Annotated in this window: 28 protein-coding genes and 1 tRNA gene; 20 read left to right on the forward strand and 9 right to left on the reverse strand. The window is 36.7% G+C overall.

The window, feature by feature from the left end:
* On the reverse strand, positions 1-250 hold a 250-nt coding region (locus tag BLP46_RS10265; protein WP_353961314.1), incomplete at its 3' end, for an IS110 family transposase.
* 183 nt (positions 251-433) lie between these two features.
* Between BLP46_RS10265 and BLP46_RS10270 the strand changes: the two genes are divergently transcribed.
* The 19 genes from BLP46_RS10270 (at position 434) to BLP46_RS10360 (ending at position 17,605) form a co-directional block, all read left to right on the forward strand.
* Positions 434-781 (forward strand): hypothetical protein, encoded by a 348-nt coding sequence (locus BLP46_RS10270; protein ID WP_092978717.1) that lies wholly within the window; start codon positions 434-436, stop codon positions 779-781.
* A 125-nt stretch (positions 782-906) separates the two neighbouring features.
* Positions 907-1,413 (forward strand): crossover junction endodeoxyribonuclease RuvC, encoded by a 507-nt coding sequence (gene ruvC / locus BLP46_RS10275; protein ID WP_092978719.1) that lies wholly within the window; start codon positions 907-909, stop codon positions 1,411-1,413.
* A gap of 2 nt (positions 1,414-1,415) precedes the next feature.
* Entirely contained in the window at positions 1,416-2,018 is a 603-nt protein-coding gene (gene ruvA, locus BLP46_RS10280) for a Holliday junction branch migration protein RuvA (protein ID WP_092978721.1), read from the forward strand.
* Between the two features lies 1 nt (position 2,019).
* Positions 2,020-3,111 carry a Holliday junction branch migration DNA helicase RuvB gene (gene ruvB, locus BLP46_RS10285; protein ID WP_092978723.1) on the forward strand — a complete coding sequence of 364 codons (1,092 nt, stop codon included), beginning with the start codon at positions 2,020-2,022 and terminating at the stop codon, positions 3,109-3,111.
* A 55-nt stretch (positions 3,112-3,166) separates the two neighbouring features.
* Positions 3,167-4,516, forward strand: a complete 1,350-nt coding sequence (gene glmM, locus BLP46_RS10290) for a phosphoglucosamine mutase (protein WP_092978724.1) — start codon at positions 3,167-3,169, stop codon at positions 4,514-4,516.
* Positions 4,516-5,379: a class I SAM-dependent methyltransferase gene (locus tag BLP46_RS10295; RefSeq protein WP_092978725.1), complete on the forward strand. Its 864-nt coding sequence runs from the start codon at positions 4,516-4,518 to the stop codon at positions 5,377-5,379. Before glmM ends, BLP46_RS10295 begins: the two co-directional genes overlap by 1 nt.
* 3 nt (positions 5,380-5,382) lie before the next feature.
* Positions 5,383-6,228: an energy-coupling factor transporter ATPase gene (locus BLP46_RS10300; RefSeq protein WP_092978727.1), complete on the forward strand. Its 846-nt coding sequence runs from the start codon at positions 5,383-5,385 to the stop codon at positions 6,226-6,228.
* On the forward strand, positions 6,225-7,094 hold the full coding sequence (locus BLP46_RS10305; RefSeq protein ID WP_092978728.1) for an energy-coupling factor transporter ATPase: 870 nt from the start codon (positions 6,225-6,227) through the stop codon (positions 7,092-7,094). Before BLP46_RS10300 ends, BLP46_RS10305 begins: the two co-directional genes overlap by 4 nt.
* Positions 7,088-7,900 (forward strand): energy-coupling factor transporter transmembrane component T family protein, encoded by an 813-nt coding sequence (locus BLP46_RS10310; RefSeq protein WP_092978730.1) that lies wholly within the window; start codon positions 7,088-7,090, stop codon positions 7,898-7,900. Before BLP46_RS10305 ends, BLP46_RS10310 begins: the two co-directional genes overlap by 7 nt.
* Positions 7,870-8,637: a tRNA pseudouridine(38-40) synthase TruA gene (gene truA, locus BLP46_RS10315; RefSeq protein ID WP_092978732.1), complete on the forward strand. Its 768-nt coding sequence runs from the start codon at positions 7,870-7,872 to the stop codon at positions 8,635-8,637. Before BLP46_RS10310 ends, truA begins: the two co-directional genes overlap by 31 nt.
* A gap of 71 nt (positions 8,638-8,708) precedes the next feature.
* The gene (locus tag BLP46_RS10320) at positions 8,709-9,992 is read left to right on the forward strand and encodes a DUF5711 family protein (protein WP_092978734.1); all 1,284 of its coding nucleotides are present in this window, start codon (positions 8,709-8,711) and stop codon (positions 9,990-9,992) included.
* A 19-nt stretch (positions 9,993-10,011) separates the two neighbouring features.
* Positions 10,012-10,683: a CvpA family protein gene (locus tag BLP46_RS10325; RefSeq protein WP_092978736.1), complete on the forward strand. Its 672-nt coding sequence runs from the start codon at positions 10,012-10,014 to the stop codon at positions 10,681-10,683.
* 21 nt (positions 10,684-10,704) lie between these two features.
* Positions 10,705-11,298, forward strand: coding sequence for a CDP-alcohol phosphatidyltransferase family protein (locus BLP46_RS10330; RefSeq protein ID WP_092978737.1), 594 nt, complete (start codon positions 10,705-10,707; stop codon positions 11,296-11,298).
* 147 nt (positions 11,299-11,445) lie between these two features.
* Positions 11,446-13,794, forward strand: coding sequence for an ATP-dependent Clp protease ATP-binding subunit (locus BLP46_RS10335; protein WP_092978739.1), 2,349 nt, complete (start codon positions 11,446-11,448; stop codon positions 13,792-13,794).
* Positions 13,795-14,103: 309 nt separating this feature from the next.
* Positions 14,104-14,177 (forward strand) — tRNA-Gly (locus tag BLP46_RS10340).
* A gap of 917 nt (positions 14,178-15,094) precedes the next feature.
* Positions 15,095-15,334 carry a helix-turn-helix domain-containing protein gene (locus BLP46_RS10345; protein ID WP_092978741.1) on the forward strand — a complete coding sequence of 80 codons (240 nt, stop codon included), beginning with the start codon at positions 15,095-15,097 and terminating at the stop codon, positions 15,332-15,334.
* A 49-nt stretch (positions 15,335-15,383) separates the two neighbouring features.
* Positions 15,384-15,644, forward strand: a complete 261-nt coding sequence (locus tag BLP46_RS10350) for a hypothetical protein (RefSeq protein WP_092978743.1) — start codon at positions 15,384-15,386, stop codon at positions 15,642-15,644.
* Positions 15,644-16,630 (forward strand): zeta toxin family protein, encoded by a 987-nt coding sequence (locus tag BLP46_RS10355; protein WP_092978745.1) that lies wholly within the window; start codon positions 15,644-15,646, stop codon positions 16,628-16,630. The genes BLP46_RS10350 and BLP46_RS10355 overlap by 1 nt, the downstream gene beginning before the upstream one ends.
* A 39-nt stretch (positions 16,631-16,669) precedes the next feature.
* Positions 16,670-17,605, forward strand: coding sequence for a Fic family protein (locus BLP46_RS10360; RefSeq protein ID WP_092978746.1), 936 nt, complete (start codon positions 16,670-16,672; stop codon positions 17,603-17,605).
* 18 nt (positions 17,606-17,623) lie between these two features.
* Here BLP46_RS10360 and BLP46_RS10365 read toward each other — a convergent pair whose 3' ends face one another.
* From BLP46_RS10365 to BLP46_RS10400, 8 genes are all read right to left on the reverse strand, one after another.
* The gene (locus BLP46_RS10365) at positions 17,624-18,133 is read right to left on the reverse strand and encodes a macro domain-containing protein (RefSeq protein WP_092978747.1); all 510 of its coding nucleotides are present in this window, start codon (positions 18,131-18,133) and stop codon (positions 17,624-17,626) included.
* Positions 18,134-18,263: 130 nt separating this feature from the next.
* The gene (locus BLP46_RS10370) at positions 18,264-19,106 is read right to left on the reverse strand and encodes a helix-turn-helix domain-containing protein (RefSeq protein ID WP_092978748.1); all 843 of its coding nucleotides are present in this window, start codon (positions 19,104-19,106) and stop codon (positions 18,264-18,266) included.
* A 33-nt stretch (positions 19,107-19,139) separates the two neighbouring features.
* Positions 19,140-20,102: a DUF3991 domain-containing protein gene (locus BLP46_RS10375; RefSeq protein ID WP_092978750.1), complete on the reverse strand. Its 963-nt coding sequence runs from the start codon at positions 20,100-20,102 to the stop codon at positions 19,140-19,142.
* 2 nt (positions 20,103-20,104) lie between these two features.
* Positions 20,105-20,410: a hypothetical protein gene (locus BLP46_RS10380; protein WP_092978752.1), complete on the reverse strand. Its 306-nt coding sequence runs from the start codon at positions 20,408-20,410 to the stop codon at positions 20,105-20,107.
* A 60-nt stretch (positions 20,411-20,470) separates the two neighbouring features.
* A complete protein-coding gene (locus tag BLP46_RS10385; RefSeq protein WP_092978754.1) occupies positions 20,471-21,892 on the reverse strand; it encodes an Ig-like domain-containing protein in 1,422 nt (473 codons plus the stop codon).
* Positions 21,893-21,904: 12 nt separating this feature from the next.
* Positions 21,905-24,340, reverse strand: a complete 2,436-nt coding sequence (locus BLP46_RS10390; RefSeq protein ID WP_092978755.1) for a VirB4-like conjugal transfer ATPase, CD1110 family — start codon at positions 24,338-24,340, stop codon at positions 21,905-21,907.
* The gene (locus BLP46_RS10395) at positions 24,321-24,647 is read right to left on the reverse strand and encodes a PrgI family protein (protein WP_092978757.1); all 327 of its coding nucleotides are present in this window, start codon (positions 24,645-24,647) and stop codon (positions 24,321-24,323) included. The genes BLP46_RS10390 and BLP46_RS10395 overlap by 20 nt, the downstream gene beginning before the upstream one ends.
* Position 24,648: 1 nt before the next feature.
* Positions 24,649-25,704 carry a hypothetical protein gene (locus BLP46_RS10400; protein ID WP_092978759.1) on the reverse strand — a complete coding sequence of 352 codons (1,056 nt, stop codon included), beginning with the start codon at positions 25,702-25,704 and terminating at the stop codon, positions 24,649-24,651.
* Between the two features lie 335 nt (positions 25,705-26,039).
* Here BLP46_RS10400 and BLP46_RS10405 point away from each other — a divergent pair.
* Positions 26,040-26,263 (forward strand): transposase (locus BLP46_RS10405; RefSeq protein ID WP_207645235.1); only part of this gene is annotated, 224 nt, incomplete at its 3' end.

Consider the following 26,263-nt stretch of genomic DNA (forward strand, 5'->3'; position numbering starts at 1 on the left):
GTCCTACTTTTACTTTTGTAAAATCATTTGCCACAGAGCAAATCTTCTCGTAAAGGCTGTCAAAGCCCTCGCGGTTGTTTTGAATGACAAAGGGGTTGAACAGAACCTCCCCTTCTGAGTTCATGATAAAGCAATCATGCTTATCCTTTGCAACATCAATTCCGATAACAATCATACAAATACCTCTTTCATAGTAGTTTCGATACTGCTTAGAGCCACAATGCTCTTTGCGATTGTAACCTTGTTCCACATAAACCGTCGTGCGGTATCTAACTGATTAACAACTGTACAAAGAGACTGTGGTTAGAGCCTTTCTTTGACCGTCTTGCGGTAGGAGACAAAAACTAATCCACAGTATCTCTAACAGTATAGCATACAGTCCTTGGAGAGGGACTCTAATAACTACTACTCTATAATACAAGGAGAAAATAATATGAAAAAATATGTCGCAGCGGTTTTAATATTATCTGTTTTTTTGTTATGCTCGTGTTCAAAAGATACTTCAGGCTGTAAAACTGAGCTTACAACATCAAAATGGCAAAAAATATATGATAGCGGTGCAGAAGTAAACCTTGAATTTGAAAACGATTCTGCTAAGTTTTCTATTAATAATGCCGATAAAAGTTGTGTTATAAGTGGAAAATATATTGCTGGCGATTCTACATTTGTAATTTTTGTTCCTGAAATTGCACAAAACTATGGCTTTGATTATAACCCGAAAAACTCATCTCTTGAGCTTACTTTTGAAGGAAATACAATAATGCTCGATAAGTGTGATTGACGTGAATTTTGCGTTCAAACAATATCATACATAAATATTGATAATCTTACACTTTTGTGTTATAATATCTTAAATTGTGTTATTATGCCATTTTATATTTAACTTTCGGTTCGGAGGGCGCAGAATTGGTAGTGTTTGGTATTGACCCCGGTTATGCGATAGTTGGATGGGGAGCAATTAGCTTTAAATCAAATATATACAAGCCTATTGGATTTGGCTCCGTTGAAACTCAGGCGCAAACCGACTTCAATCAAAGACTTGAAATTATTTATGACGAAATATATTCAATTTTAAACCGTTGCCGTCCGGATGCGCTTGCAATAGAAAGACTTTACTTTCAAAACAATCAAAAAACCGCCATAAAAGTTGCGCAGGCAAGAGGTGTTACATTACTTGCCGCTCAAAAGCTAAAAATTCCAATCTTCGAATATACTCCGCTCCAGGTTAAAATTGCGGTTACAGGTTACGGAAAAGCCAAAAAGCCCCAAGTTATGGAAATGACTCGACGACTTCTTAATCTGTCAAAAGTTCCAAAGCCCGACGATACCGCAGACGCACTTGCAATTGCGATTTGCCATGCTCAGGCTCAGGGCTCTGAACTTAGACGAAGATTGTATACGAAAGGATTATAAAAATGCTGTATTCCGTAAGAGGTAAATTAATATATACTACTTCTTCAACTGCGGTTGTTGAATGTGGCGGAGTAGGGTATAATTGCCAAACCACTGTTAATACCTTAAAAAATCTTAAAATCAATACAGAAGTAACCCTGTTTACATATTTGAATGTTAGAGAAGATGCAGTTGAATTGTTTGGGTTTGCAACAAAAACCGAACTCGAAACTTTTAAAACCTTAATTTCAGTCAGCGGAGTTGGTCCAAAAGCAGGTCTTTCGGTGCTGTCCGAACTGACTCCCGAGCAGGTTGCAATGGCAATTGCATCTAATGATATAAAATCTATTACCCGAGCTCAGGGAATAGGCAAAAAAATAGCGCAAAGAATTATACTTGAATTAAAGGACAAGCTTGCAAAAGCCACAATCGGAGATGACGGCGCTTCACCGTTACCCGAAGTTGCTTCAAATGTTGCTGTCGGCAATGTTCCAAAGGCAATAGAGGCTCTTGGTGTTCTCGGATACCAGCCGTCAGAAGTAGCCCAAATATTATCGGGATTTGATAGCTCTTTGCCTGTTGAAAAACTTATAGCGATGACTCTTAAGCAGATGGGAAGACAATGATATGAGTAATATGCAATTCTCAGACGAGTTTGATTTTGAAAACAGAATACTTGATACTTCAGAAATTCCCGAAGATACTGCGGAAAGCGATAATCCGTTAAGACCGAAAAATCTTGATGAATATATCGGTCAGGATAAGGCAAAAGAAAATCTCAGAGTGTTTATTGAGGCGGCAAAAATTCGTGGAGAAACGCTTGACCACGTGCTTTTGTACGGACCTCCGGGACTTGGTAAAACCACTCTTGCAGGAATTATTGCAAACGAGCTTGGTGTATCAGTTAGAATAACTTCAGGTCCTGCAATAGAAAAGCCGGGAGATTTAGCGGCACTGTTAACAAACCTTAACGAGGGTGACGTGTTGTTTATTGATGAAATTCACAGACTCAGTCGTGCCGTTGAAGAAATTCTCTATCCGTCAATGGAGGATTTTGCAATTGATATTATCACAGGAAAGGGTCAAATGGCGGCGTCATATCATTTGCCACTTCCGCACTTTACCCTTGTAGCCGCTACTACAAGGGCAGGTCAGCTGACTGCTCCGTTACGAGACCGTTTCGGCGTAGTTTTAAGACTGGAGCTATACACTCCACAGGAGCTTGCACAAATTGTTATGAGAAGTGCCGGAATACTTGGCATTAAAATTGATGACGACGGTGCATTAGAGATTGCGTCACGCTCACGCGGCACACCGAGAATTGCAAACCGTATGTTAAAACGTGTACGTGATTTTGCTCAGGTAATGTCTGACGGCGTTATTACCGTTGATACCGCAAGAACTGCTCTTGACAGGCTTGAAATTGATGAACTTGGGCTTGACCGCAACGACAGAAGAATGTTGGAAGCGATAATTAAATTTTATAACGGAGGTCCCGTCGGGGTTGAAACTCTTGCAGCTGCAATAGGCGAAGAAGCTGTTACCATAGAGGACGTTTATGAGCCTTATTTGCTTCAAATCGGTTTTTTAAGCAGAACTCCGCGCGGACGATGTATTACTGCTGAGGCATGCAGACATCTTGGATACGATTTTCCTAAAGGTGCAATTAATGCTATGCCAACTCAGCCCAATTTGCTTGACAGTCAAGACAGTCAATAAAATTATTACTATATTAAATTAAAGTAAAACAAGTTACATAAATTTGGAGGTTATTATGGGAAGATTATTCGGAACAGACGGTGCAAGAGGAGTAGCCAATTCTGAACTGACTGCTGAACTTGCTATGAATATCGGAAGAGCAGCCGCAATGGTGCTTATCAGTGATGAAGTTGAACATCCTACTATTTTAATAGGACGTGATACCCGACTTTCGGGAGATATGCTTGAGGGAGCTTTGATTGCCGGATTGTGTTCTGTCGGAGCGAATGTTGAGCTTTTGGGTGTTGTTCCGACTCCTGCTGTTGCTTATCTTGTTAAAAAGTACAATGCAGATGCTGGCATTATGATTTCAGCATCACATAATCCTTTTGAGTTTAACGGTATAAAAATATTCAGCTCAGAGGGATGCAAATTACCTGATGACCTTGAAAACAGAATTGAAGAAATTGTTCTTGACCATATAGTACCGTACAGCCTTGCAAGTGACAAAAATCTTGGTAAAGTTACAAGAATGGACAGTGCCTGTGACGACTATATTAATTACATTGTTGAATGTATTAATTGTGATTTGGAAGGTATGGAAATTGCTATTGATTGTTCAAACGGTTCTTCATCACGTACTGCTGAAAAATTGTTTACCAAGTTAGGCGCAAAAGTTCATATGTTATATGATAAGCCTGACGGAATTAACATAAACAAGGATTGCGGCTCAACTCACATAGGCAAGCTTCAGTCATATGTTCGTGACAATAAACTTTGCTGCGGCCTAGCATTTGACGGTGATGCCGACAGGTGTCTTGCTGTTGATGAAAACGGAAACCTTGTTGACGGCGACTATCTTATAGCTATATGTGCCAAAGATATGAAGGACAGGGGCGTGCTTAAAAAGAATGCCGTTGTCGGTACAATTATGACAAATATGGGCTTTAACAAGTTTTGTGAAGAAAACGGTATGAAATTTGTTTCAACCAAAGTCGGCGACCGTTATGTGCTAGAGGCAATGCTTCAGGATGGATACAATATCGGCGGTGAACAAAGCGGCCACATAATTTTGCTTGACTATGAAACAACAGGTGACGGTCAGCTTTCGGGAGCTACTGTACTTAGCATTATGAAGCGCACAGGGGATAAGCTCAGTTCGCTTGCAAAGGTAATGGAGCGTATGCCTCAGGTGCTTATTAATGTAAAGGTTAGCGCTGAGGGCAAACTTGCTTTTTATAACGACAAAGAGATTAAGTCTGAAATTAAACGTGTGACCGACATTCTTGGTGACAGAGGAAGAATTTTGGTTCGTGTATCCGGCACAGAGCCGCTTGTAAGAGTAATGCTTGAGGGTGAAAACCTTGAAGAAATACAAAGTTTGGCTGAAGAAGCCGCACAGGTAGTAAGGGAAAGATTGGCATAATGCGATTATCAGAAAATTGGAAGGATTATGAGCTTATTGATGCTTCTGACGGAGAACGTCTTGAGCGTTGGAAAAATATAATTCTTATCAGACCCGACCCACAAATTATTTGGTCAACCGAAAAAAAGAATCCGCTTTGGAGAACTGCTCATGCGCGATACCATCGCAGTAACAAGGGCGGCGGTTATTGGGAGCAATATAAGAAAGTTCCCGAGCGTTGGACAATTAATTATAATGATTTGACATTTAATATAAAACCGATGGGTTTTAAACATACAGGCGTGTTTCCCGAGCAGGCAGTCAATTGGGACTTTGCCGCCGACAAAATAAGAGATGAAAAACGCCCACTTAAGATTCTCAATCTCTTTGGATATACAGGATGTGCCACACTTGCATGTATGCAGGCGGGAGCTTCGGTGTGCCATGTTGACGCTTCCAAAGGTATGGTACAGTGGGCAAAGGAAAACTCGGTATCAAGCAACATTTCAGATAAACCAGTGCGTTGGCTTGTTGACGATTGTGTAAAATTTGTTCAGCGTGAAATAAGACGTGGCAACAAATACGACGGAATTATTATGGATCCGCCGTCATACGGTAGGGGTCCGGGCGGTGAAATTTGGAAGCTTGAAGAACAGCTTTATCCGCTTGTTATGTTATGCAAACAAGTGTTATCGGATAACCCTGTTTTCTTTATACTAAACTCATACACGACAGGACTTTCACCTGCCGTTATGGAATATCTGCTTGCAGTATTGCTGAAAAAAGATTTTGGCGGCTATGTTACAAGCAGCGAAATCGGACTTAAGGTGACCGACACGGGTCTTATATTGCCGTGCGGCTCAACCGCAATATGGGAGAAATAATTAATGAATTTCATTTCACTTCAAAATGTATTTTTTTCGTATACCGATGTTGAAGAACAGCAGAACAAGAAATATGCCTTAAACGGAGTTTCTCTTGACGTGAAAAAGGGTGAATTTCTTGCGATAATCGGTCACAACGGTTGCGGAAAATCTACAATTGCAAAGCATCTCAATGCAATGCTATTGCCGGACAGCGGCAAAGTGTATGTTGACGGAGATGATACTTCGGACGAAGACAAAACTTTTGATATTAGAGAAAAGGTGGGACTTGTACTGCAAAACCCCGACAATCAGCTTGTTGCGAGCATTGTTGAGGAAGATGTGGCGTTTGGCCCCGAAAACCTTGGAGTTCCTCCAAAAGAAATCAGAACACGTGTAGATAATGCATTAAAAGCAGTTGGAATGTATGAGTACAGAAAGCATGCGCCACACAAACTTTCGGGCGGTCAAAAACAGCGTGTTGCTATTGCAGGCATCCTTGCAATTTTGCCTGAATGTATTGTGTTGGACGAGCCAACCGCTATGCTTGACCCAAACGGAAGAGATGAAGTCCTTTCCACGCTTTTAGAGTTGAACCATAAAAAGAATATGACCGTTGTGCTGATTACTCATTATATGGACGAAGCGGTACTTGCAGACAGAGTCGTGGTTATGGACGGAGGAAATATTCTAACCCAAGGAACACCCGATGAAGTATTTTCGCAAGTTGAGCTTTTAAAAAAGCATAGGCTTGACGTTCCGCAATCTGCCGAATTGGCTTACAGACTTAAAGGTTGTGGGGTAAAGATAGATAAAATTCCACTTAATAACGCCGAATGTATCAAAATGCTTGAGGAGGTGCTGAGATGACGCCTGTACTTGAGCTTAAAAATCTTAGTTTTGTATACGGACAGGGCACGCCGTTTGAAAAATGTGCCGTTGATAATGTAAGTCTAAAGATTAATAAAGGCGAATTTATAGGAATTATCGGTCACACGGGTTCGGGAAAATCAACTCTTGTGCAGATGCTTAACGGACTCATTAAGCCGACCGATGGACAAGTATTGCTTGACGGCGAGGACATTTGGACGAATCCTAAAGAAATTCGTAAAATAAGGTTTAAAGTTGGTATGGTGTTCCAGTATCCCGAATACCAACTGTTTGAAGAAACTGTTTACAAAGACATCGCCTTTGGTCCTACAAATATGGGAAAAACCGGTGATGATTTAGATAAATCAGTAATAAAAGCTGCTGAATTTGCAGGAGTTAAACCGGAGCTTTTACAAAAATCACCGTTTGATTTATCAGGCGGTGAAAAAAGACGTGCCGCAATTGCAGGTGTTATTGCAATGGACCCTGAGGTGCTTGTGCTTGACGAGCCAACGGCAGGACTTGACCCGATGGGCAGAGAGATACTTCTAAGTCAAATCACCCAGTATCATAAAGAGAGAAAAAATACCATACTTTTGGTTTCACATAGTATGGAGGATATTGCAAGGGTGGCAGACAGAATCATTGTAATGAACGATTCTCACCTTGTTATGTTTGACAAAACTAAAGAAGTATTTTCACACGGCGATGAACTCCGAAAAATCGGATTAAAAATACCGCAAATTACATCCATTATGCAACAGCTTAAATCTGACGGATTTAATGTTCCAAGCGGAATCCTTACCGTTGATGAAGCTTTCGAGGTAATTGTATCACTCCTAAAGAAGGAGGAAAAGTTATGGTAAGAGACGTTTCGTTCGGACAATATTTCCCGGGAAAAAGTATTATTCATAGACTTGACCCACGTGCTAAAATAATAATGTTTACAGCATATCTTGTGATTATTTTCTGTACGTTCAATTATATTTCACTTGCAATAACCACCCTGTTTACTGTATTTTATATCGGCGCAAGCGGTATTTCTCCAAAGTTCTACTTTAAGAGCCTCAAAGTGATAATTTTTATTGTTATGATAACGTCGCTTTTAAATTTATTTTACGGCCCGGGCGAACCGATTTGGCAGTGGTGGGTATTTAAACTTACCGTAAACGGAATCAACAGAGCTTTGTTTGTAACCGTCAGAATTGTTTGCCTTATTTTGGCAAGTTCGTGTCTTACATTTACAACCTCTCCGACAGAGCTTACCGATGCTTTGGAAAGGCTTATGAAGCCTCTCAATGTTATTCACTTTCCGGTTCATGAAATTGCAATGATGATGTCTCTTGCACTCAGATTTGTGCCGACTTTGCTTGAAGAAACAGATAAAATTATGCAGGCGCAAAAGGCAAGAGGTGCGGATATGGATTCAGGAAATCTTATAACTAAAGTTAAGGCTCTTATTCCGATACTTGTTCCTTTGTTTGTGTCTGCTTTCAGACGTGCATATGACATAGCAACCGCAATGGAATGTCGTTGCTATCGCGGCGGCGACGGAAGAACAAGAATGAAATCAATTCATATGGTAAAACGTGATGTGATAGCTTTTTTGACGCTTGCACTTATTATTTGCGGAGTGATTCTATGCAACATATTTATTCCGGCAGTGATTTAAGAAATTTGCTTGCCACAATTTCATATGACGGTCGGCAATTTCACGGTTGGCAAATACAACAAAACGCCGTTACTGTTCAGGAAGTTTTTCAAAATGCCCTGAGAAAAATAATCGGTGATAATTTTGATGTAAAAGGTTGCAGCCGAACCGACAGCGGCGTACATGCAAATATGTATTGTATCAGCATAAAACTTTGTCATCCGATTCCTGCGGAAAGGCTTAAAGCTGCGCTTAACAGATGGCTTCCAAATTCAATAGCAGTTTTGGACTGCGTTGAAAAGGAGCTTGATTTCCACGCAAGATACAGTTGCATAAGTAAGGAATACATTTATAAAATTTGGAACAGCACGGTTCGGAATCCGTTTTTAGACGGTTATGCTTTGCATTATCGTTATCCGATTGACGAAAATTTGCTAAACGATGCTGCTCAAGCTTTTGTAGGTAAACACGACTTCACATCATTTTGTACCCTTGATAATCGTGAAAAAGGCGATATGACTCGAACCGTAAAGGCATTTTCGGTTCAGCGTGACGGAGAGCTTGTAACTATGAAAGTTGAAGCAGACGGATTTTTATATAATATGGTGCGAATTATGGTTGGCACTTTATTAAGAATCCAACAGGGTAAGATTCCGTCAGACGGTATTTCAGAGATTATTCAAAAAAAGGACAGAAAATTTGCAGGACCGACTGCACAGCCCTGTGGATTATATTTAAACAAAGTAAACTATGATTAATCTGTATTATTGGATTTAGATTGGCAATACTTTTGGCAAATTAGATTTGTTTGCTTGGGGAGTGGGCAAAGTTGTTTAATATATTAAAAAAAGGTCGATATTCTAAACGAAAACAGAATAAGGAACGTGGCGACATAATAAGCTATGAAGATATGCCGCTTGAAGATTACGAGCAAGAAAAAACCGACATATCTCCCGTTGCCGTAAAGAAGATTTTGTTAGGAGTTTGTATTGCTCTTGCGTCAGGACTTATAGTATTTGCATTTGCTAATCGGGACAAGCTTACTCCTGATAATATCGCAATGTGGTGGACATATGAGGTTTTGGGAAATGCCGGTGGAGGTTATCCCATCGATTTAATTGGCTCGGAAGTAAAATCAGGTAACTTTGCCGTAAACCAAGGCAGACCAGCTTATGCTTCCGATACTTCCTTTGTAACATTGAACACAACTGGACGTGAGGTCGCAAACGTTCAGCTTAGATATTCAAAGCCTATTATGAAAGCATCTGAAAACAGATTCTTAACTTATGGTCTCGGTGATAAGAATTATCAGATACAAAATTTTGAGAAAAATCTTTACTCAGGCGAAGCTGAAAATAAAATATACACAGGTGATATTGCTTCAAACGGCATATATTGCCTTGTCACAGAAAGCAGCGGATATTTAACCGAACTTTTTGCGTTTGACAGTAACAATAATAGAATTTTCAAATATTCCTTTTCCGAATACTATATAATATCGGTTGCGTTAAATCCCGATGGTTCCGGTTGTATAGCTTGTGGCATTACAAGTGACAACGGAGCAGTAAAAACAGGTGTTTATGTTCTTGATTTTGAACAATCAGAACCAATTTCAAAATATGAAATATCAAACGATACCGTTTTGGATTGCAAATATTTAAGTTCTAAGCGTGCCGTGCTTATCGGTGAGACTGCTTCGTATATTGTTAAAATAGGAGAAGACGATTATACTACAATAAGCTATGAAGATGAGCCGATTGCTAATTATTGCTTTAATAAAGATACCAAATCATTCGCACTTGCACTCTCAAAAAGCGGCGACGGCAGAAGCTGTACTCTTATAAGTTATAATGATAACGGAGATGTTATTTCCACTATTGATACTGACAGCGGTGCGGAATCAATGTCAATGTATAAGGGCGTTATTGCTGTCCTTGACGGCAATATGATATATGCTTTTGACAGCGGCGGAAGACAAATTCATTCATCTTTCGCCGGAACAGGTGCAAAAGCATTGATTCTTAACTCTGATTCAGAGGCTTATGTTTTGAGCGTAAATCAGTTAAGACGTATAGATTTGAATAAAACTTCAACTGCTGATTCAGTTGAATAATAAATATTAAGGAGTAAAAATGTTAACAAATATATTAATTGTTACAATTATCCTGCTTTTTACAATTTTAGGTGTTTTTCGCGGACTTGCAAAGTCAATATTGAACTTTGTGGGACTTGTTTTATCAGCAGTTGTAGCCAATTTCCTTTCTTCTAATCTTTCACTGTGGATATATGAAGCGTTTCTAAAGCAGGATATAATTCAAAATCTTTCTTACATAGCTGAACAGAACAGCATATCTTATACTATTACTAATTGTTTTGATGCTGTGCCAAATTGGGTGCATGGGATTATCTCATTTATAATGGGAATATTCGGTGGCAATGTAAATGATATAGTAAACTATATGACTATATCTGATACCAATAATCAAATTGTGTACGCCATCGAGAAGCCTTTAAGCGATGTTGTAATAAATATAATAGGCGTGCTTTGCGTTATTGTTTTGTTTTTGGGAATATTTATAATTGTAAAGAGACTTATTCACATAGCCTTAAAGGTGTTTAGTATACCGATAGTTAAACAGGCTGATATGATTTTCGGCGGCTTTTTGGGTGTTGCCGAAGGAATTGTGTTTGTTTTCTTTGCAATTAATATTTTTTATGTTATAATGTCATTTGCCCACCCTGCTATTTTGTCTGATGATTTATTCTCAGGACAATTATTTAAATTCTTTTGTTCATTTTATTAACACAATTTAGGTGGTGAAAATATGGAAAAAGATGTATGGAGCTTTAAATTCAGTGATTTATTTACGGTTCCGAATTTTATAACATATTTTAGATTTATTCTTATTGCGCCATTTGTATATTTCTTTTTGGACGAAAATTATATTATGTCCGCAGCTTGCATTGGTGCTTCGGGTTTAAGTGATTGTTGTGACGGATTTTTTGCACGCAGGCTTAACCAGGTTACTCCTCTTGGTAAAATTCTTGACCCGATAGCCGATAAACTGACACTGTTTGCCGTTGCAATTTGTATTGTAATATATATGCCAAGTACGCTTCCGTTACTAACATTGCTTATTCTAAAAGACGTGCTGATGCTTTTGGGAGGAATGGACCTTGTTAAAAGAGGCATTACTCCGCCGGCTGCAAAATGGTATGGCAAAATCGGAACTATTGTGTTTTATTTTTCAATATGTATTATAGTATTTTTAAAAGCTGTTTTTGAGTATGAAAATATGTATCTTGATTTTATTTTGATTTTTGTAACTACAATAACAATGTTTTTTGCGCTTTTTCAATATGCAAAAATCTATTTTTCTTTGATAAAAGAGAATAGCAGGAAAAAAACTAAACAATGAAAAGCAAAAAATTAAAAATCTGCATTGCATTTTTTAATGCAAACATATATAATAATACTTCAAGTATATGTATATCATAATTTATGAGTGTTATATTTATACTAATTTGTTTTTGATGTAAACTATTTTATTATAAAGGAGAAGCTTATGCTTTGCAGTAAATGTGGAAAACGGCCTGCTGTCGTTTTCGTTTCTAATAATAATTCAAAGGACGCACCGACTGTTGGTTATTGCTTAACCTGTGCTAAGGAGCTTGGAATTAAACCGGTAGAAGATTTAATTGAAAAAATGGGTATATCAGATGATGACCTTGAAAATGTTCAGGACCAAATGAATGCTCTTATGCAGAATATGGGTGAGAACGGCGATATATCTCAGCTTATGGAACAGTTGGGCGCAGACAATCTTGCTGAACAAATGGGTAATTTTGATAATGACGGAGAGGGCAGTGACGATGATGATTTCACTCATGGCGCTCCGGCTTTTCCCGCATTTTTCAATAATATTTTTGGCGGACAGCAAAATGCAAATTCTGCTGATGGTTCTGCAACGTCTAAAAATACAAAAAAAGATAAGAAAGACAAAAAAAGAAAACATATTAACCTCTATTGCGAAGACCTGACAAGAAAGGCAAAAGAGGGAAAAATAGACAGAATAATCGGTCGTGAAAAAGAAATTGAACGTGTTATTCAGATTTTGTCACGCCGTACAAAAAACAATCCCTGCCTTATCGGTGAGCCCGGTGTCGGTAAAACTGCAATTGCCGAGGGCTTGGCGCTGAGAATTGCAGCAGGAAATGTACCGCAAAGGTTAAAAAATAAAGAAATTCAGTTACTTGACCTTACCTCGCTTGTTGCGGGCACTCAGTTTAGAGGTCAGTTTGAAAGCAGAATCAAAGGTCTTGTTTCTGAAATTAAAGAAAGCGGAAATATAATTCTGTTTATCGACGAGGTACATAACCTTGTGGGAACCGGTGACAGTGAAGGAACAATGAATGCAGCAAATATTCTCAAGCCGGCACTTTCCCGTGGTGAAGTACAAGTTATCGGTGCTACCACCTTTAATGAATATAGAAAATATATTGAAAAAGACTCTGCTCTTGAAAGAAGATTTCAACCGGTAAAAGTCGGAGAACCCACAATTTCTCAGGCAATTGAAGTTATTGCTGGTGTAAAGAGCTATTATGAGAATCATCACAGAGTTACCGTTGACGATGATATAGTAAGAAAAACTGTTGTTCTGTCAGAACGTTATATAACTGACAGATTTTTGCCTGATAAAGCCATTGACTTGCTCGATGAAAGCTGCGCTTGTGCCGCTCTTAGAAACAAGAATATGGAACAACACGACAAATTGATTGATGAAAAGGGTGTCCTTGAATCTAAAAAGGAAGAGCTTACCACTGCTGAAAATGTAGACTATGAGGCTTTGGCTGAAGTGAATACAAGCATTGCAAGAATAGACTCCGATTTAGCAAAGATTAATCCTGACACACTGATTTCAAAAGTTTCTGAGGAAGACATTGCAAAGGTTATCGAGCTTTGGACAGGCATCCCGGCTTCAAGAATCCGTGAAAATGAGCTTGCCAAACTTAAAGACCTTGATGTTGAATTAAAGAAAAAAATAATCGGTCAGGACGAAGCCGTTGAGGCGCTTGCGTCAGCAATCAAACGCAGCCGTTGTCAGATTTCGCCTCGCCGCAGACCTGCTTCATTTATATTTGTGGGACCAACAGGCGTGGGAAAAACAGAGCTTGTAAAAGTTCTCAGCAAACAACTTTTTGATACACCGGAAACTTTGATAAGACTTGATATGTCTGAATTTATGGAAAAGCATTCGGTTTCAAAGATTATTGGTTCACCTCCAGGATATGTGGGATACGACGAAGCAGGCCAAGTTACCGAAAAGGTTCGCCGCAGACCATATTCAGTATTGCTTTTTGATGAAATTGAAAAAGCTCACCCCGATGTTTTAAATATTCTTCTTCAGATTCTTGATGAAGGTAAGGTAACGGATGCGCACGGAAGAGCCGTAAACTTTGAGAATACAGTTATTGTTATGACTTCAAATGCTGGCTCGACAAGCCGTGACAGTGCCTTGGGATTCGGCAAAACAGAGAGTGAAGCATCAAAAGAAAAGGTTATGAAAGCCCTTTCAGAATTTTTACGTCCTGAATTTATTGCAAGAGTCGATGAAGTTATAGTATTTAACTCACTTAAACAACAAGACTTTGTTAAAATTGCAGACCTTATGCTTTCCGAATACGTACCGACGCTTGAAGAAAAGCACATTAAGTTCACCTATGACGATAAGGCTTGCGAATACCTCGCCAAAAAGTCTTGTGCAGGCAAGAGCGGTGCTCGTGACCTGAGAAATACAATTCGCAGAGAAGTAGAAGAAAAAATAGCAACAGAAATGATTAATTCAGATAACGGGTTAATCAGTGCCATTAATATCACTTCTGACGGCGAATCAATCATTTTGCAGTCAATATAAATAAACTTGTAATTGATTGAATGTTCAAGGCTGGATTTATATTAATAGTAGATAAACCCAAAAATATATAATTGTTCAAGATTGGCGGCGGTTATAAAACTGCCGCCTGTTTTATAACTGATTTTCAGCTGAAAATAATGGAAAAGATAAGTAAAATACGATTACAAAAATTTCTAAATTTTCTGTAAACTAAATCAGTGCATTTAGAAAAAAACCACTGTATTAAAAAATCTCAAAAATTTGAAGTTTAATCAAATTTTTACTTGACATTATATAAATTGTGTAGTATACTAAATATGTTGTTGAAATGCGGATGTAGTTTAGTGGTAGAACTTCAGCCTTCCAAGCTGATCGTGTGGGTTCGATTCCCATCATCCGCTCCAAAACAGTAAAGTGATTTAAGCAACCGAAAAGTTGTTTAAATCGCTTTGCTGATTTACATTTAACTGTCCACCGCACCGCAAGGGTACGGCGAACAGATTATTCTTTTGTTAATCTGCAAAAGCAGATGTTGAAATATGAACATCTTTCCTACGGTCAGCGAGGCTAACGCAATACAGCGATTTACAAGCTTTGCATACAAGTGTTTCGTAACAAGTGGACAATTTGTCCAAGTTTGCGATTCATAAGCATTTACGCAGCCGTGTATTAAACAGGGTTAATTAAGCCCTTTCATCCTTTTAGCTAATTGTCGCTAAGTAGCAATCAATTGGTATTTGATTGGCACGCTCTCATTCGTTCCACGTTGTCATCACGACAAGGTGTTAGGAAGCTCCAACAGAGCAAAGGTAGTGGCAATACTGTTAAGCAACAATGGATGTACTAATGTTCAGACTTTCACGGACTATTCAATTTGTAGATTAAACGAAAAATAAAACCCGTATCCTCAAACCGCCAAAGTAATAAGGATACAGGTAGTTGACAAAATAACCTAATTCGCTTATAATATATAGCGAAATTAGCCTAAACGTCACTTGAGTATCTAGTTTACTCTTTTGACGGGTCAGCAGGCTGTCTGGTAAACGGTCTGCTGACTAAGGATTGAATTTCTAAAAATCCTTTAATCATTAATATTTTACAACTATTAGCAAGAATTGTCAAGATGTTTTGATAATTCTTGCTTTTTTGTTTAGAAAGAAAATATTATCTGTTTTCTGTATTAATTATATCACTAATTATAGGGATATTCAATTGACAATTATCACAAATATGAGTGATAATTCTATACACATTGTCACTTGTATTAGAGATTTGTTAGGTGTATAATATTATTATACATCAGTCTATCGGGGTGAGTTAATTGCCAATTGTATATGATAAGCTTCTTAAAATTCTTAACGAGAAGGGTATTAATTCTTATACGATTAAGAAAGAAAGAATAATCGGTCAGGCGAGTTATAAAAAAATCAAAGAGGGCGGAGATATTGACACTCGTACAATATCGAAGCTTTGCAAGTATCTGAATTGCCAACCGGGTGATATTCTTGAGTATGTACCGGACATAACAGAGAAAGTGGACAATTTGTCCACTTTAAGTTGAAAAACAAGCGATAATAGCATATAATAATCGTAAGAAAGGGTGTTGCTTTATGACAAATTATCTTATAACTGCAAAAGCGGAAGTTTTATATGAAAAGACATTTAGTGTATTAGCAAAGTATGTAAAATACTTAGAAGAAACACAAGAACCGTTAGAATGTATTAGAACGCTATATGAGAGTTTATCAAATTATCCCGATAAAATTATGCTTTGTGATAATGAAACAAGCTATGATATTCTGAAGAAAAACATAGATGAATATGAAAATATTATTGATAATATAACCGTATCCATCCCGGTAGGTGCTTGATGTATCAGTATACGGATTATCAATATTCAGGAAAGTACAATTTAATTAAAAATATTTTAATTCATAACAAAATTTCTGTAGTAAAACCTGTTGCTTTTATTTTGGGCGGTCAGCCGGGAGCAGGAAAGACAATACTTCAAAATTATATTCTTAAAAGTAATAAAAATTGCATTGTAATAAATGCTGACGCTTTTAGAGAATTTCACCCTTATTATTCTGAAATACAATCCGCTTTCGGAGATGATTCTCCAAAATACACACAGCCTTTTATCAACAGAGTCACAGAGCAGCTTATTAGTGAGTTGAGCGAAGAAAAATACAACCTGATTATTGAGGGAACGCTCAGAACCGCTGAAACTCCTATTAATACTTGTCAAATGCTTAAGGATAAAGGTTACCGTGTTGAACTCCACGTGATAGCAGTAAAAAAAGAAATCTCATACGAAAGTACAATTCTTCGATATGAAAATGCAATTGCACTCGGAAAGACACCAAGAGCAACGGCTAAGGAACATCACTACCTCGTTGCCGAATCAATTGTGAAAAATCTTGACGTTATTTACAATCGTAAAATTTTTGATGATATACGATTGTTGTCGAGATTTGGCAAGTGCCTTTTCCCGGCAGGAGAAGGAATAAGTCCTGCTAATGTTGAAAGTGAAGTTCTTAACGGAAAATGGAGCAATTCAGAATTGAATATGTTGCGAGAGATAGTTTGTGAAGTGAAACGATTAAAATCAGAGCGTAATGCACCTGACTACGAGGAATATTCTTTGCGTGCTGATAATCTGATAGACAGCATTTCGGTTTCTGACTATTATTTGGAAGTTACAAAACAGGAAGCCGCATACCTTATGGAACAGGGAATTAAATTTGAAGGCAACGTATTAGAAGAAAATAATGTCATTAAAATTTTAAAATCCAAAAAAGAAAAGGTTGAAGGTATGCTTGAAATTTTCAGAAGAAAGAATAATTATAAAAAGTAAAGTGGACAATTTGTCCAACTTGTAAGGTGAGGTGTAATAGTGGCTGATTATAATAAAATACTTGAGCAATGGCAATCTTTTGATATAAAAACAGAAAACGATTTAGATTATTACCTTGACAATTTCAGAATCCTGTTTGCTTTTAACAGTAATCATATTGAAAATCCAAATACTACTTATCACGATACAAGGGAAGTATTTGAAAACGGTACTGTTTCATCATACACAGGCGACTTGAGAACTCTTTTTGAAATTCAGAACCAAAAGGATTGTTATGAGTTCTTGAAAGAAAAAATTGTTAAGCGTGAACCGCTTACACAAGACCTTATTTTAAAAATTCACGAAACGCTTATGCACGGTTGCTATGATAAAGCGAAGTACGAAAAAGGCGAACGTCCCGGCACTTATAAAAAGCATTTGTTTGTAGTAGGTGACGATATCGGAGCAGAGCCGGAGGAGGTTGCCGATGAGCTTCAGTTTGTTTTAGATGAAGTCATTGAAAACGAGGGTGAAAATCCATTGACTGTTGCAGCCTATCTTCATTTGTCGTTTGAATCAATACATCCCTTTGCTGATGGCAATGGAAGGGTAGGAAGAACATTGATGAATTACTATCTAATCACACATAATTATCCACCCGTTATAATTTTTTCAGAAGATAAAGACACCTATTATATGGCTTTGGCGGTATTTGATAAAACAGATAAAATCGACGGCTTTATTAAATTTATAAAAGAGCAGGCTGTGAAAACGTGGGGAAGAAAAGAGAAAAAAAGAGTATCTTTATCTGATGCACGACCATATTATTTAGAGGTCACAGGACAAGAAGCCGCATACCTTACGGAACAGGGCATAAGATATGACGGCAGTATATCCGAAGAAAAGATTAATGTTATTAAAATTACAAAATCCGAAAAAGATAAAGTTAAAAATATGCTCGAGATTTTCAGAAGAAAGAATAATTATAAAAAGTAAAGTGGACAATTTGTCCACTTATTCAATATCCATACTTTTCTCAAATGGAAAATAAACGTGGAATACGACCTTGCTGTTTTGAAAATATTCGGTATATATTTCAAGAACATCATCAATGTTTAATCTTCCCGTTCCTGTTCCTAAAATAGGAATAGCTACACTTTTAAAATTGTTATGCTCTGAAATAGATAAAATTTTAGGAACGAGCTTTTCAATTGTCTTGATTTTACATTTACTTCCGGGAAAACGCATTGTTACTGCGTAGAGTATTTTTTGGCAATTCAGGTTTGGCGCAGGCGTAATGAAAACATTACCGGGAGCATACCCGAATAAGCCGTGTTTTTTACACTTCGTTTTGGCAAGTGGTTCGATTGCTCCTTGGCTAATGAAATGTAGGCTTTCTGCAACACCTTTTTTACGGCATTCTAAACCCGATTTTCCACCCATAAATCCAATACCGTTACTTGCGTTTACAATAGCGTCAGCTGTAGAAAGTGCAATGTCATTATTAATTTTCATAATCATCATAATTAAAAACTCCTTATATTTTTTACCAACAGAAGAAAAATGCCGCTTTTTATGACAAGAGCGTTCATATCAGGCGAGCTGTTCTCTGTGCTTTGTGTGATTTGAAACGAAATGATTGATGAATTTGCTTTTAACGCAATTGTTTCCCAAAATCGCAGAGTCTTAAGTTACATCTATACTTTATGTATAACTTTATATTTTTTCTTTTTCTGTGGGTGTTAAAGTGGGTACTATACAATGACCCTAATATTTTTGGACTACCCCTTAGCCAAAAAAGGGTATTGACATTTTTAGGTTTATGATTTATCATAATTTTGTAAGACAGTTTTACAAATTGCTTAAAGAAGATGTGAGGGGCAAACAAGCATCTTCTTTTTCTTTGTCCAAATTTATATTTTGGTGGTTTTAGTGCAATAATCCTGTAGTGATTATCGCTGAAGCTGCCGTCTTTTTTTCTTATTTTATATTTTTTTATCAGTCCGAACGCAAGTAATTCAGAAATCGTTTTAATGACTGCAGAACGCTTTAAATTTAGTGAACGACAAATATCGTTATAACTGTTCCAAAATCGCTTAGAATGGCTCTCAGAGCATTTGCAGAAGAATAAATACATTCTTGTTTGCGCAGATGATAAATTAAATTTAAAAATTCTACGATTAACAAAAAAATAATCACGTCTAAGAACAGGAACGGTATAAACATAAGAACCGAGCTTTTTATAATCATCATAAAAGCGTTCTATGCGCAAATATCCGTATCTGCATAATGAATCAACAGCTTTGCTGACTGTTGCAGTTGATTTGAAACCACAGATTGAAGCAATTGCTTTTTGATTTATCTTTATGTATTTCTTGCCTTTACAAATGGATCTGCTGCGCAGGCTATAAATAACCGCCATAACACGAAGCTCCGTTGCAGTCAACGGAGCTTCAAATATATTGTTTGGCATTTTAAAGAGATCATATTTTCTCATATTGTTACCTCAAAGAAAAAAAGCCGTCACATTTTATATGCAACGGCTTTTACAGTTTTTTACCATATATACAAGATCTTCGTTGTAGTCCTTAAACGCAGATGGTTGAGAACTTACTTTATATCCCTTGTCTGCATACTTAAGCATATATTTTTCTGTTGCTTCCTTGCCGGCACTGTCATTGTCAAGGCAAAAACATATTTCCTCAACTTCGGGATAGTCTATCAAAAAGTGATCAAGGGCGTTATCGCTTACACCGCCGAGCGAGAGCCTTGTGCAGTTAAGCCAATCTCTGCAATCTTTTTTTGACATATTGCAAATCGAAGCGTGTGACAGTAAGTCAATAGGTGCTTCAAATACATATACCTTTTTACGGTCATAGCCTTTCAAATAAAAGCCGTTGCTCTTATTAGAGCCAACGGCGTCACGTCTGAATTTATGTTCCGTCATAGTGGTCCGCATACTTGCATATGCGGGCAACCCGTTTTTGTTATACCCCACAAAAACACAGTTGCCGTGAGTATCCTCGTAAATAAATTTTTTATGTAACAGCACAGTTACAATATCTTTGTCAATGCAGCGTGTTTTCGTTAAATAAGCAAAAACACGGTTATACTTACCCTGCTTTTTAGGCGGCAATAATAATTCCCGCTTTGCGGGTACAGGGGATTTGGAAGCAGACTTATAGTTATAATTGTCAGATGATACAATCGGAGCTAATACTTTTTTTAATGCTTCTTCAAAACTGACATTCTCATATTTCCTGATAAACTCGACTACGTCACCGCCGCCAAAACCATGACTGTTCCAATACCAAGACTTCTCATCGGCATTAACAACAAGACTGTTGTGTTCTACACATCTGTATCCTTGTCCTGACTTCTTAAAGCTAAAGCCATATACACGCTGTAAGTAATCTATAACTGATATATTATGAGCTTGCTGTTTTTCTTCATCAGAAAATATATACATATCTTTTTTCTTATAATAATACATATTTAATCCTCCAATCTATCCATTTTGATGATTTTTCGTTGATAATGCGAATGAATGAAAATACAAACTGCAGCAGGTAAAACATTTGCGATAATAATAAATTCTTTGTATATCGCATATGCAAGAAAATTAATTGATGTAGCTACAAAAATTAAAAGCACCGTTGTTCTAATTGAACTCAGTGCTTTTGGTTTAAAATTAAAATTGTGTTTATAACCGTTATCAATTCGCAGTTTTATTTCTTTTCGATAGAAATTAACTGATAAAATAAAATAAACATAGAATAGAGAACAAATCAAAGGTGTCATTTTTTTCTCCTTATGGGAAAACAAATACCAAGCGGTTTCTGCAGGTAGGACATATTTTAGTTAATTTACTGTTACTTTACAAATATACCGAATTCCGGTATTTGAATCAATAACGGATATATCCGCAGAACCTTTGTGCTGTGCCGTAATATTAGCAGAATTACGCCCGGTGTTTGATACTTTGGCAACTGATGAACGGGATGTAGACCATTGACAGTTAGTTGCATTATAAAGCGTTATTTTTGCCGACTGACCGACGGATAGATGATACGAAGTGGCAGACAACTTAACTGTTGTTCCTTTATTTTTGGCATTAACGGTTACACGACAAGATGCTGATTTTCCATTGCTGGTTGTTGCCGTAATATCAGCAATCCCTTGTTTGTGCGCTGTTATTCTACCATTTGAAACAGATACTACGCTTGAATTTGAACTATTCCAAATTACATTTTGCGAAGCCGATGCCGGACTAATATTTGCTGATAAGTTAAGAGTATCGCCAACCTGTAGTGTTTTTGAATTATATGACAATTTAATACTGCTGACCTCATCACTGTGAGAATTGCGATAGCTGTCACTTCCATAAGATATTACTGCACTGCCATGTTCTTCATAACTAGTATCATTCTCATTATCAGTGTTTTCATAATTGTCTTCATTATTTTCGTTTGTTTTTTTTGAGCTGTCGCTTTCAGAATTAACAACTTCTTTGTTTTGATTATTATTTGAACTCAATTTAGGACTGCTTGACTTTGTAGATTCTTGCGACTTAATACTATCTGTATCCTGACGATTTGTAGGTGCCGTTTCTTTTAAATTTGTTGATTCTGCAACCGTTTCCAAAACGGAAACGGTGGTATCCAAAATGTCGGATACAGTTGCGGTCGTAGTCGTTTCGTCGGGAGTTGAGTTATTTGATGTTGCATTAAAATTGAATATTATTAACGGAATCAAAACAATAACCAATAACAGTAATACGCCTGCTGTAATCCAAACCGGATTAAATCGTTTAACCTTTGCTCGATATTCTTTATTATATAGATTGTACGGTCGTGAAGTGGACAATTTGTCCACTTCACGCTTTTTGTCAGCTATGTCTTTGCTCGAATCGCCGCTTTTATTTTTTTGAGAATGATTTGACATACGAGCTAAAACAGATAAGAGAGATAGGTTTGAAATAGGACCGTTGACGACAAAGGGCGTATGAAACTCAGTGTTATCATCTGCATCTGTCATTATAAGTATTTGCATATAGGGATAATATTTGATTATATCGTCAACTGTTTGCGATACAGTCGTGCTTTTGCATTTTACAGACGTGTCGATAACAACTGCGTGAGGATTATATTTATCCTTAAGTGTACGTATAAAATCAGAGTTGATATGAGTTACAGTACCCAACACGGTTGTGTTAGGTGCTGTTTTAAAAACGCTTTTATACATTTTTGCGTCAGGCTTGTCTGCTACAATTAATATATTCAATTATATCTCTCCTTATTTTAGATTAGCTTGAACATCTTTAAATTTAGTAGTACATATTTTATACATCAACGAATCGGAAGGAATTATGTTTATAAACGGAATAACACACTTGCCGCATTTAATCAGACCTCTGCCGGGTTCATCTATGTCAATGTATTTTGCTTGACTTTCAGATAAGTTAAACATTTTTTTTATTATTTCTAAATCATCTTCTTTTTGAGCCAACAAAACAAGAAATTCGGAATTTTGCAACATTGTCATCGCCTGATTTGACTGAATAACTTCGCTGATGTTTTGCGTTGCTCCGGTCGCAATGCCTCCGTGCTTACGAATACGTTTGTAGACCTTTTCAAAAAAGTCACCTGTGCGGAAAACACCTTGCTTGTTGTCATTAAACATTACCGAAAACTCATCACACCACACCCAAGTGCGTATTCCTTTGAGTTTGTTCTGAATAACTCGTTGCCATAACATTTCCAAAATTACAAGCAAGCCAACTGTTTGTAGCTGTTCGCCCATTTCAAAAATATCATATATAATAAACTTTTTATTATACTCAATGTTTGTGCTGTGTGCAAACATATCAAAGCTGCCGGTCGTGTATAGCTCCAATGAAAGTGCTATATCGGAAGCTTCTTTTTCCGGTTGTTTTTTCAGTGCTTCGTAAAACTGAGGAAGATTTGGCAGCTTGCTTATATCTCCTTGTGACGAGATATAATCTTGGTATACAAACTTAACACAACGATCTATGACTGAACGTTCTTTGGCGGTTAGTTCAAGCCCCTTTGCAGCCTCGCAAAAAGTCATAATAAAATCAACTTTCATCTGAACTGCAGAAGAACCATCTTCGGAATATGTCATATCTGTATCAAAGATATTGATAAATGTATCTGTTCGAGGAGAAAGTTTAATAATTTCCGCATCAAATGGAACACCAAGCGGTCGATATTCGTTTTCAGGGTCTATGACAATAAATTCATCATTGGGATATTTTGTTGCTGCGGCAAAAAATTCTGCTTTGGTATTCATAGATTTTCCTGAACCTGACGTACCAAGAATAAATCCATTACCGTTAAGACCCTCACTGCGATCAATAATTATAGGTGTACCGGTAATCTGATTTATTCCGTACATTAAACCATTTGGATTAATATTATTACGATATGAAAAAGGAATAAAATTTGCAATTTCGTCGGACGGCAAATAAAACGGTTGTCCAATATACGCTCCGTCGTTAGTTCTGCTGGGATTAGCAAAAGGTATAATCGAATTTAAACCTGCTTCCTGCTGCGGGACACCGGTTAAAACATCTATCGTTACCTGATGACGTAATGCCGTCTGTTTGATATAGTCTTTTATGTCATTTAATGTTTCTAACGTATCAGCCGATATGTATATATATAATACAAACGAAAACAAATCGCAGTTGCTGCCGCCGAGCTTTTCTTGTAATGACATCAAATCGTTTTCTCTTTGGCGTAAAGCAAACGGTATGAAATTTCCGCCACGTTTAGCATTAATTTCACGTCGCTTTTCCATTCTTGCTTCAAGGTCATCCATCTGACGTTTTAGAATCTTCAAACTTTCAGTTTTATCTATTCGCATAAGGTGTTTGCTTACTGCGATATTATAATTGTTGTCTAACAAATCGGTAATAAATTCATCGTCGCACTCGTAAGAAAAATGTTTTACAAAAAGCACCGAAGAAAAAGAAGAACCTACTTCAATATGCTTGCTACAAAACTTGAACGATGACGGAACAATATAATCTTTCAGATTCACGTCATTTTGTAAATAATTTGTAGGTAATAAAAATGTTTCTTTATCTGCCATATGATAGATACGGTGCAATATTTCGATTGCTTCATATGGCATGATCTGTGTAGTTTTTATTGCAAAATTAAGAGCCTCGTCTTGCAATGCTTTGAAATATTTGAACAAAATGTTTACATCGTCAATCCTTGTTCTTGGTGTGAACGACAACGCAGAAATAATTATCTGTTCACAAGATTCTGCAGTCGTCGTATCAATAAGTTTTTTCATAATATTGCAATAATCATCATAGACATCTTTACTGCAAAACTGATTTTGAGATGATGGTACAATCGCTTTAGTAAGCTGAAGTTCGTCAGTGGGCGAATTGAGAATTAGCTCTTGATAATTAACGTCTTGAGGTAAAGTATTTAAGAAATGAATATACTTTTGATAAAACTGATCTTTTTCGATTTCACGCATTACTTTATAGTCAATATTTTCAAGTTTGAAAATAATGCTAAACGTATCTCCGATTCTAAACAATCCATTTTCATATATTTCGTCAAAAGATACGGTATCCTGCGCCGACTGTTTGTTTGACGCTGCTTTTTTGTTTTTGGAAAAGCCTTTAAGGTCTGATTTCTTTTTTTCTTCAATCATTATGATTTTGCTGTTATTTTTCTTCTTTTTCATAAGTATCTAAAACTCCCTTCGATTGATATGGACGAAATGTAGGTTTCTGAAAAACCACATATATCCATTTGAATAGATTCATACCGTTGATTTTTACAATAGAGAATCCAACGAAGAATAGTAGTTCAACAAAAATAATGAACATTGTAAAATTGACCGACAAACCGAGGATAAAAACAAAAAGTACAAGCACGCCGATAGCAATGGATATACCGATTACCATTGATATAATTTGTGGTATTGATAATCCCATATATACAGCTTTGGAATTTACGGTTTGTTGTTTTGTAATTTTGATTTTACGCATATTAACCTCCAGAGTCTAATAAGCAAGTAAGTACTTTCGGTGGCTTCCTCATAATCCTACAACAGGCAATAATGATAATTGATTGTGGCAAAATATTCATTAAATATTTAAAATAATCACCCCAGTTCCCAATTACAGTGGTGGTGCACTGACTAATCCAGTTTGAAGCAACAGCATATGTTATAGACATAAATAAAATATATCCTGCTGTTGACAGAAAACTTGAAATAAATCTATTAAAATAACGTTTTGTATTCTCACCTACAAGCGTTGAAAAAAACAGAGGCGATAGTGAGATTAAAGCAGTAAGTTCAAAACCTCTAGAAATCAGTTTAATAAACACAGATATAACAGAAATACTTATAGCTATAAGTATTGCTATCGTAGGTAATGTTGTTATAGAACCACAAAGTATAGACATAAATCGATTAAATACAGATAGCCATGAACCACTTTCTGTTGTAATAGGTGTATACGCAGGAAAGGTATTGCTACCAGTTGTGAATATATTAAGAATTTGTTGTGCAAGATTATTTATAATTGTTAGTGCATACATTGAAATAGGAACAGCTAAATCAATCCATACTTTAACAAGTAAAATTCTTGCAAAGACTTTTATACCACCTCGAAGCGTTAAAATTTCATATTGTAGTGAGGTTTGGGTTATATTAATTCCAAACAAAATTACAGCAATTGCATAAGCAAACGTTTGAATAACAGGTAATATAGAATTAACCACATTGAGTATTCCATTGTTTGAAATTGATAACCCAAATATATTATTTGCACTGTCAGAATTTGTACCTATTGTTTTTAACACTGAACCTAAATTGTTCCATAAAAAGTTAAATATAGATACACCACCTTGTCCAATTTGATCTGTCAGGGCATTAGTTGTTGTTAATGTACCATATGACTCTTTAATTTCTTCTATTAGCTTATTGTACTTTTCGTATTCAGCTTGAATTTGGGTATACAATGCTTGAGCATCGCTTTTTTTGTTTGTCGGGCATGTGGTTGAGCAATCTGTAATTAAATTTGAAATTTCATTACGCATCCGATTCCATCTTGTACCGTATGAAATAGCTTGCGACTGATAATCTCCGTTATAAATTGCTTCCATCATTTTTATAGAATTATTTGAAACAGTAGTATTTATTACCGAATCGTTAAAATCGTCGGTTAGTTGTTTGCATAAAATCCAAGCGTTTTGAGCCGAAACATCCCAACTTGAGCTTAATGAAGTTCCACCAGAATAAAAATAAGATGAATCAATCTGTGATACGCATAGATTCCGAGACCGCCGAAAAGTTTGTGTAAAAGTGAATAATATACTTCCTTTCAAGCAATAATGGAAACAGAAAAATTAAAGCTTGAAAGGAAGTTTTTTTAATGGAAAAAGTACCGGCAGAAATGATGAGAGAATTTGTAAGAAGTCAGAAATTCACCTCAACAGATGAAGTTATGACAGCAATGAAAAATATGTTCAAGGACATTCTTCAGGAGGTTATGGAATGTGAGCTTGCAGATGAGCTCGGCTACGAGAAAAGCGAAAGAACGTCGAATGATGAGTGTAGCAATAAGTCGAAAAATTACAGAAACGGCCACTCAAAAAA

The organism is Ruminococcus sp. YE282 (genome assembly GCA_900101355.1).
In the GTDB taxonomy this organism is placed as follows: Bacteria; Bacillota; Clostridia; order Oscillospirales; family Acutalibacteraceae; genus Ruminococcoides; species Ruminococcoides bromii_A.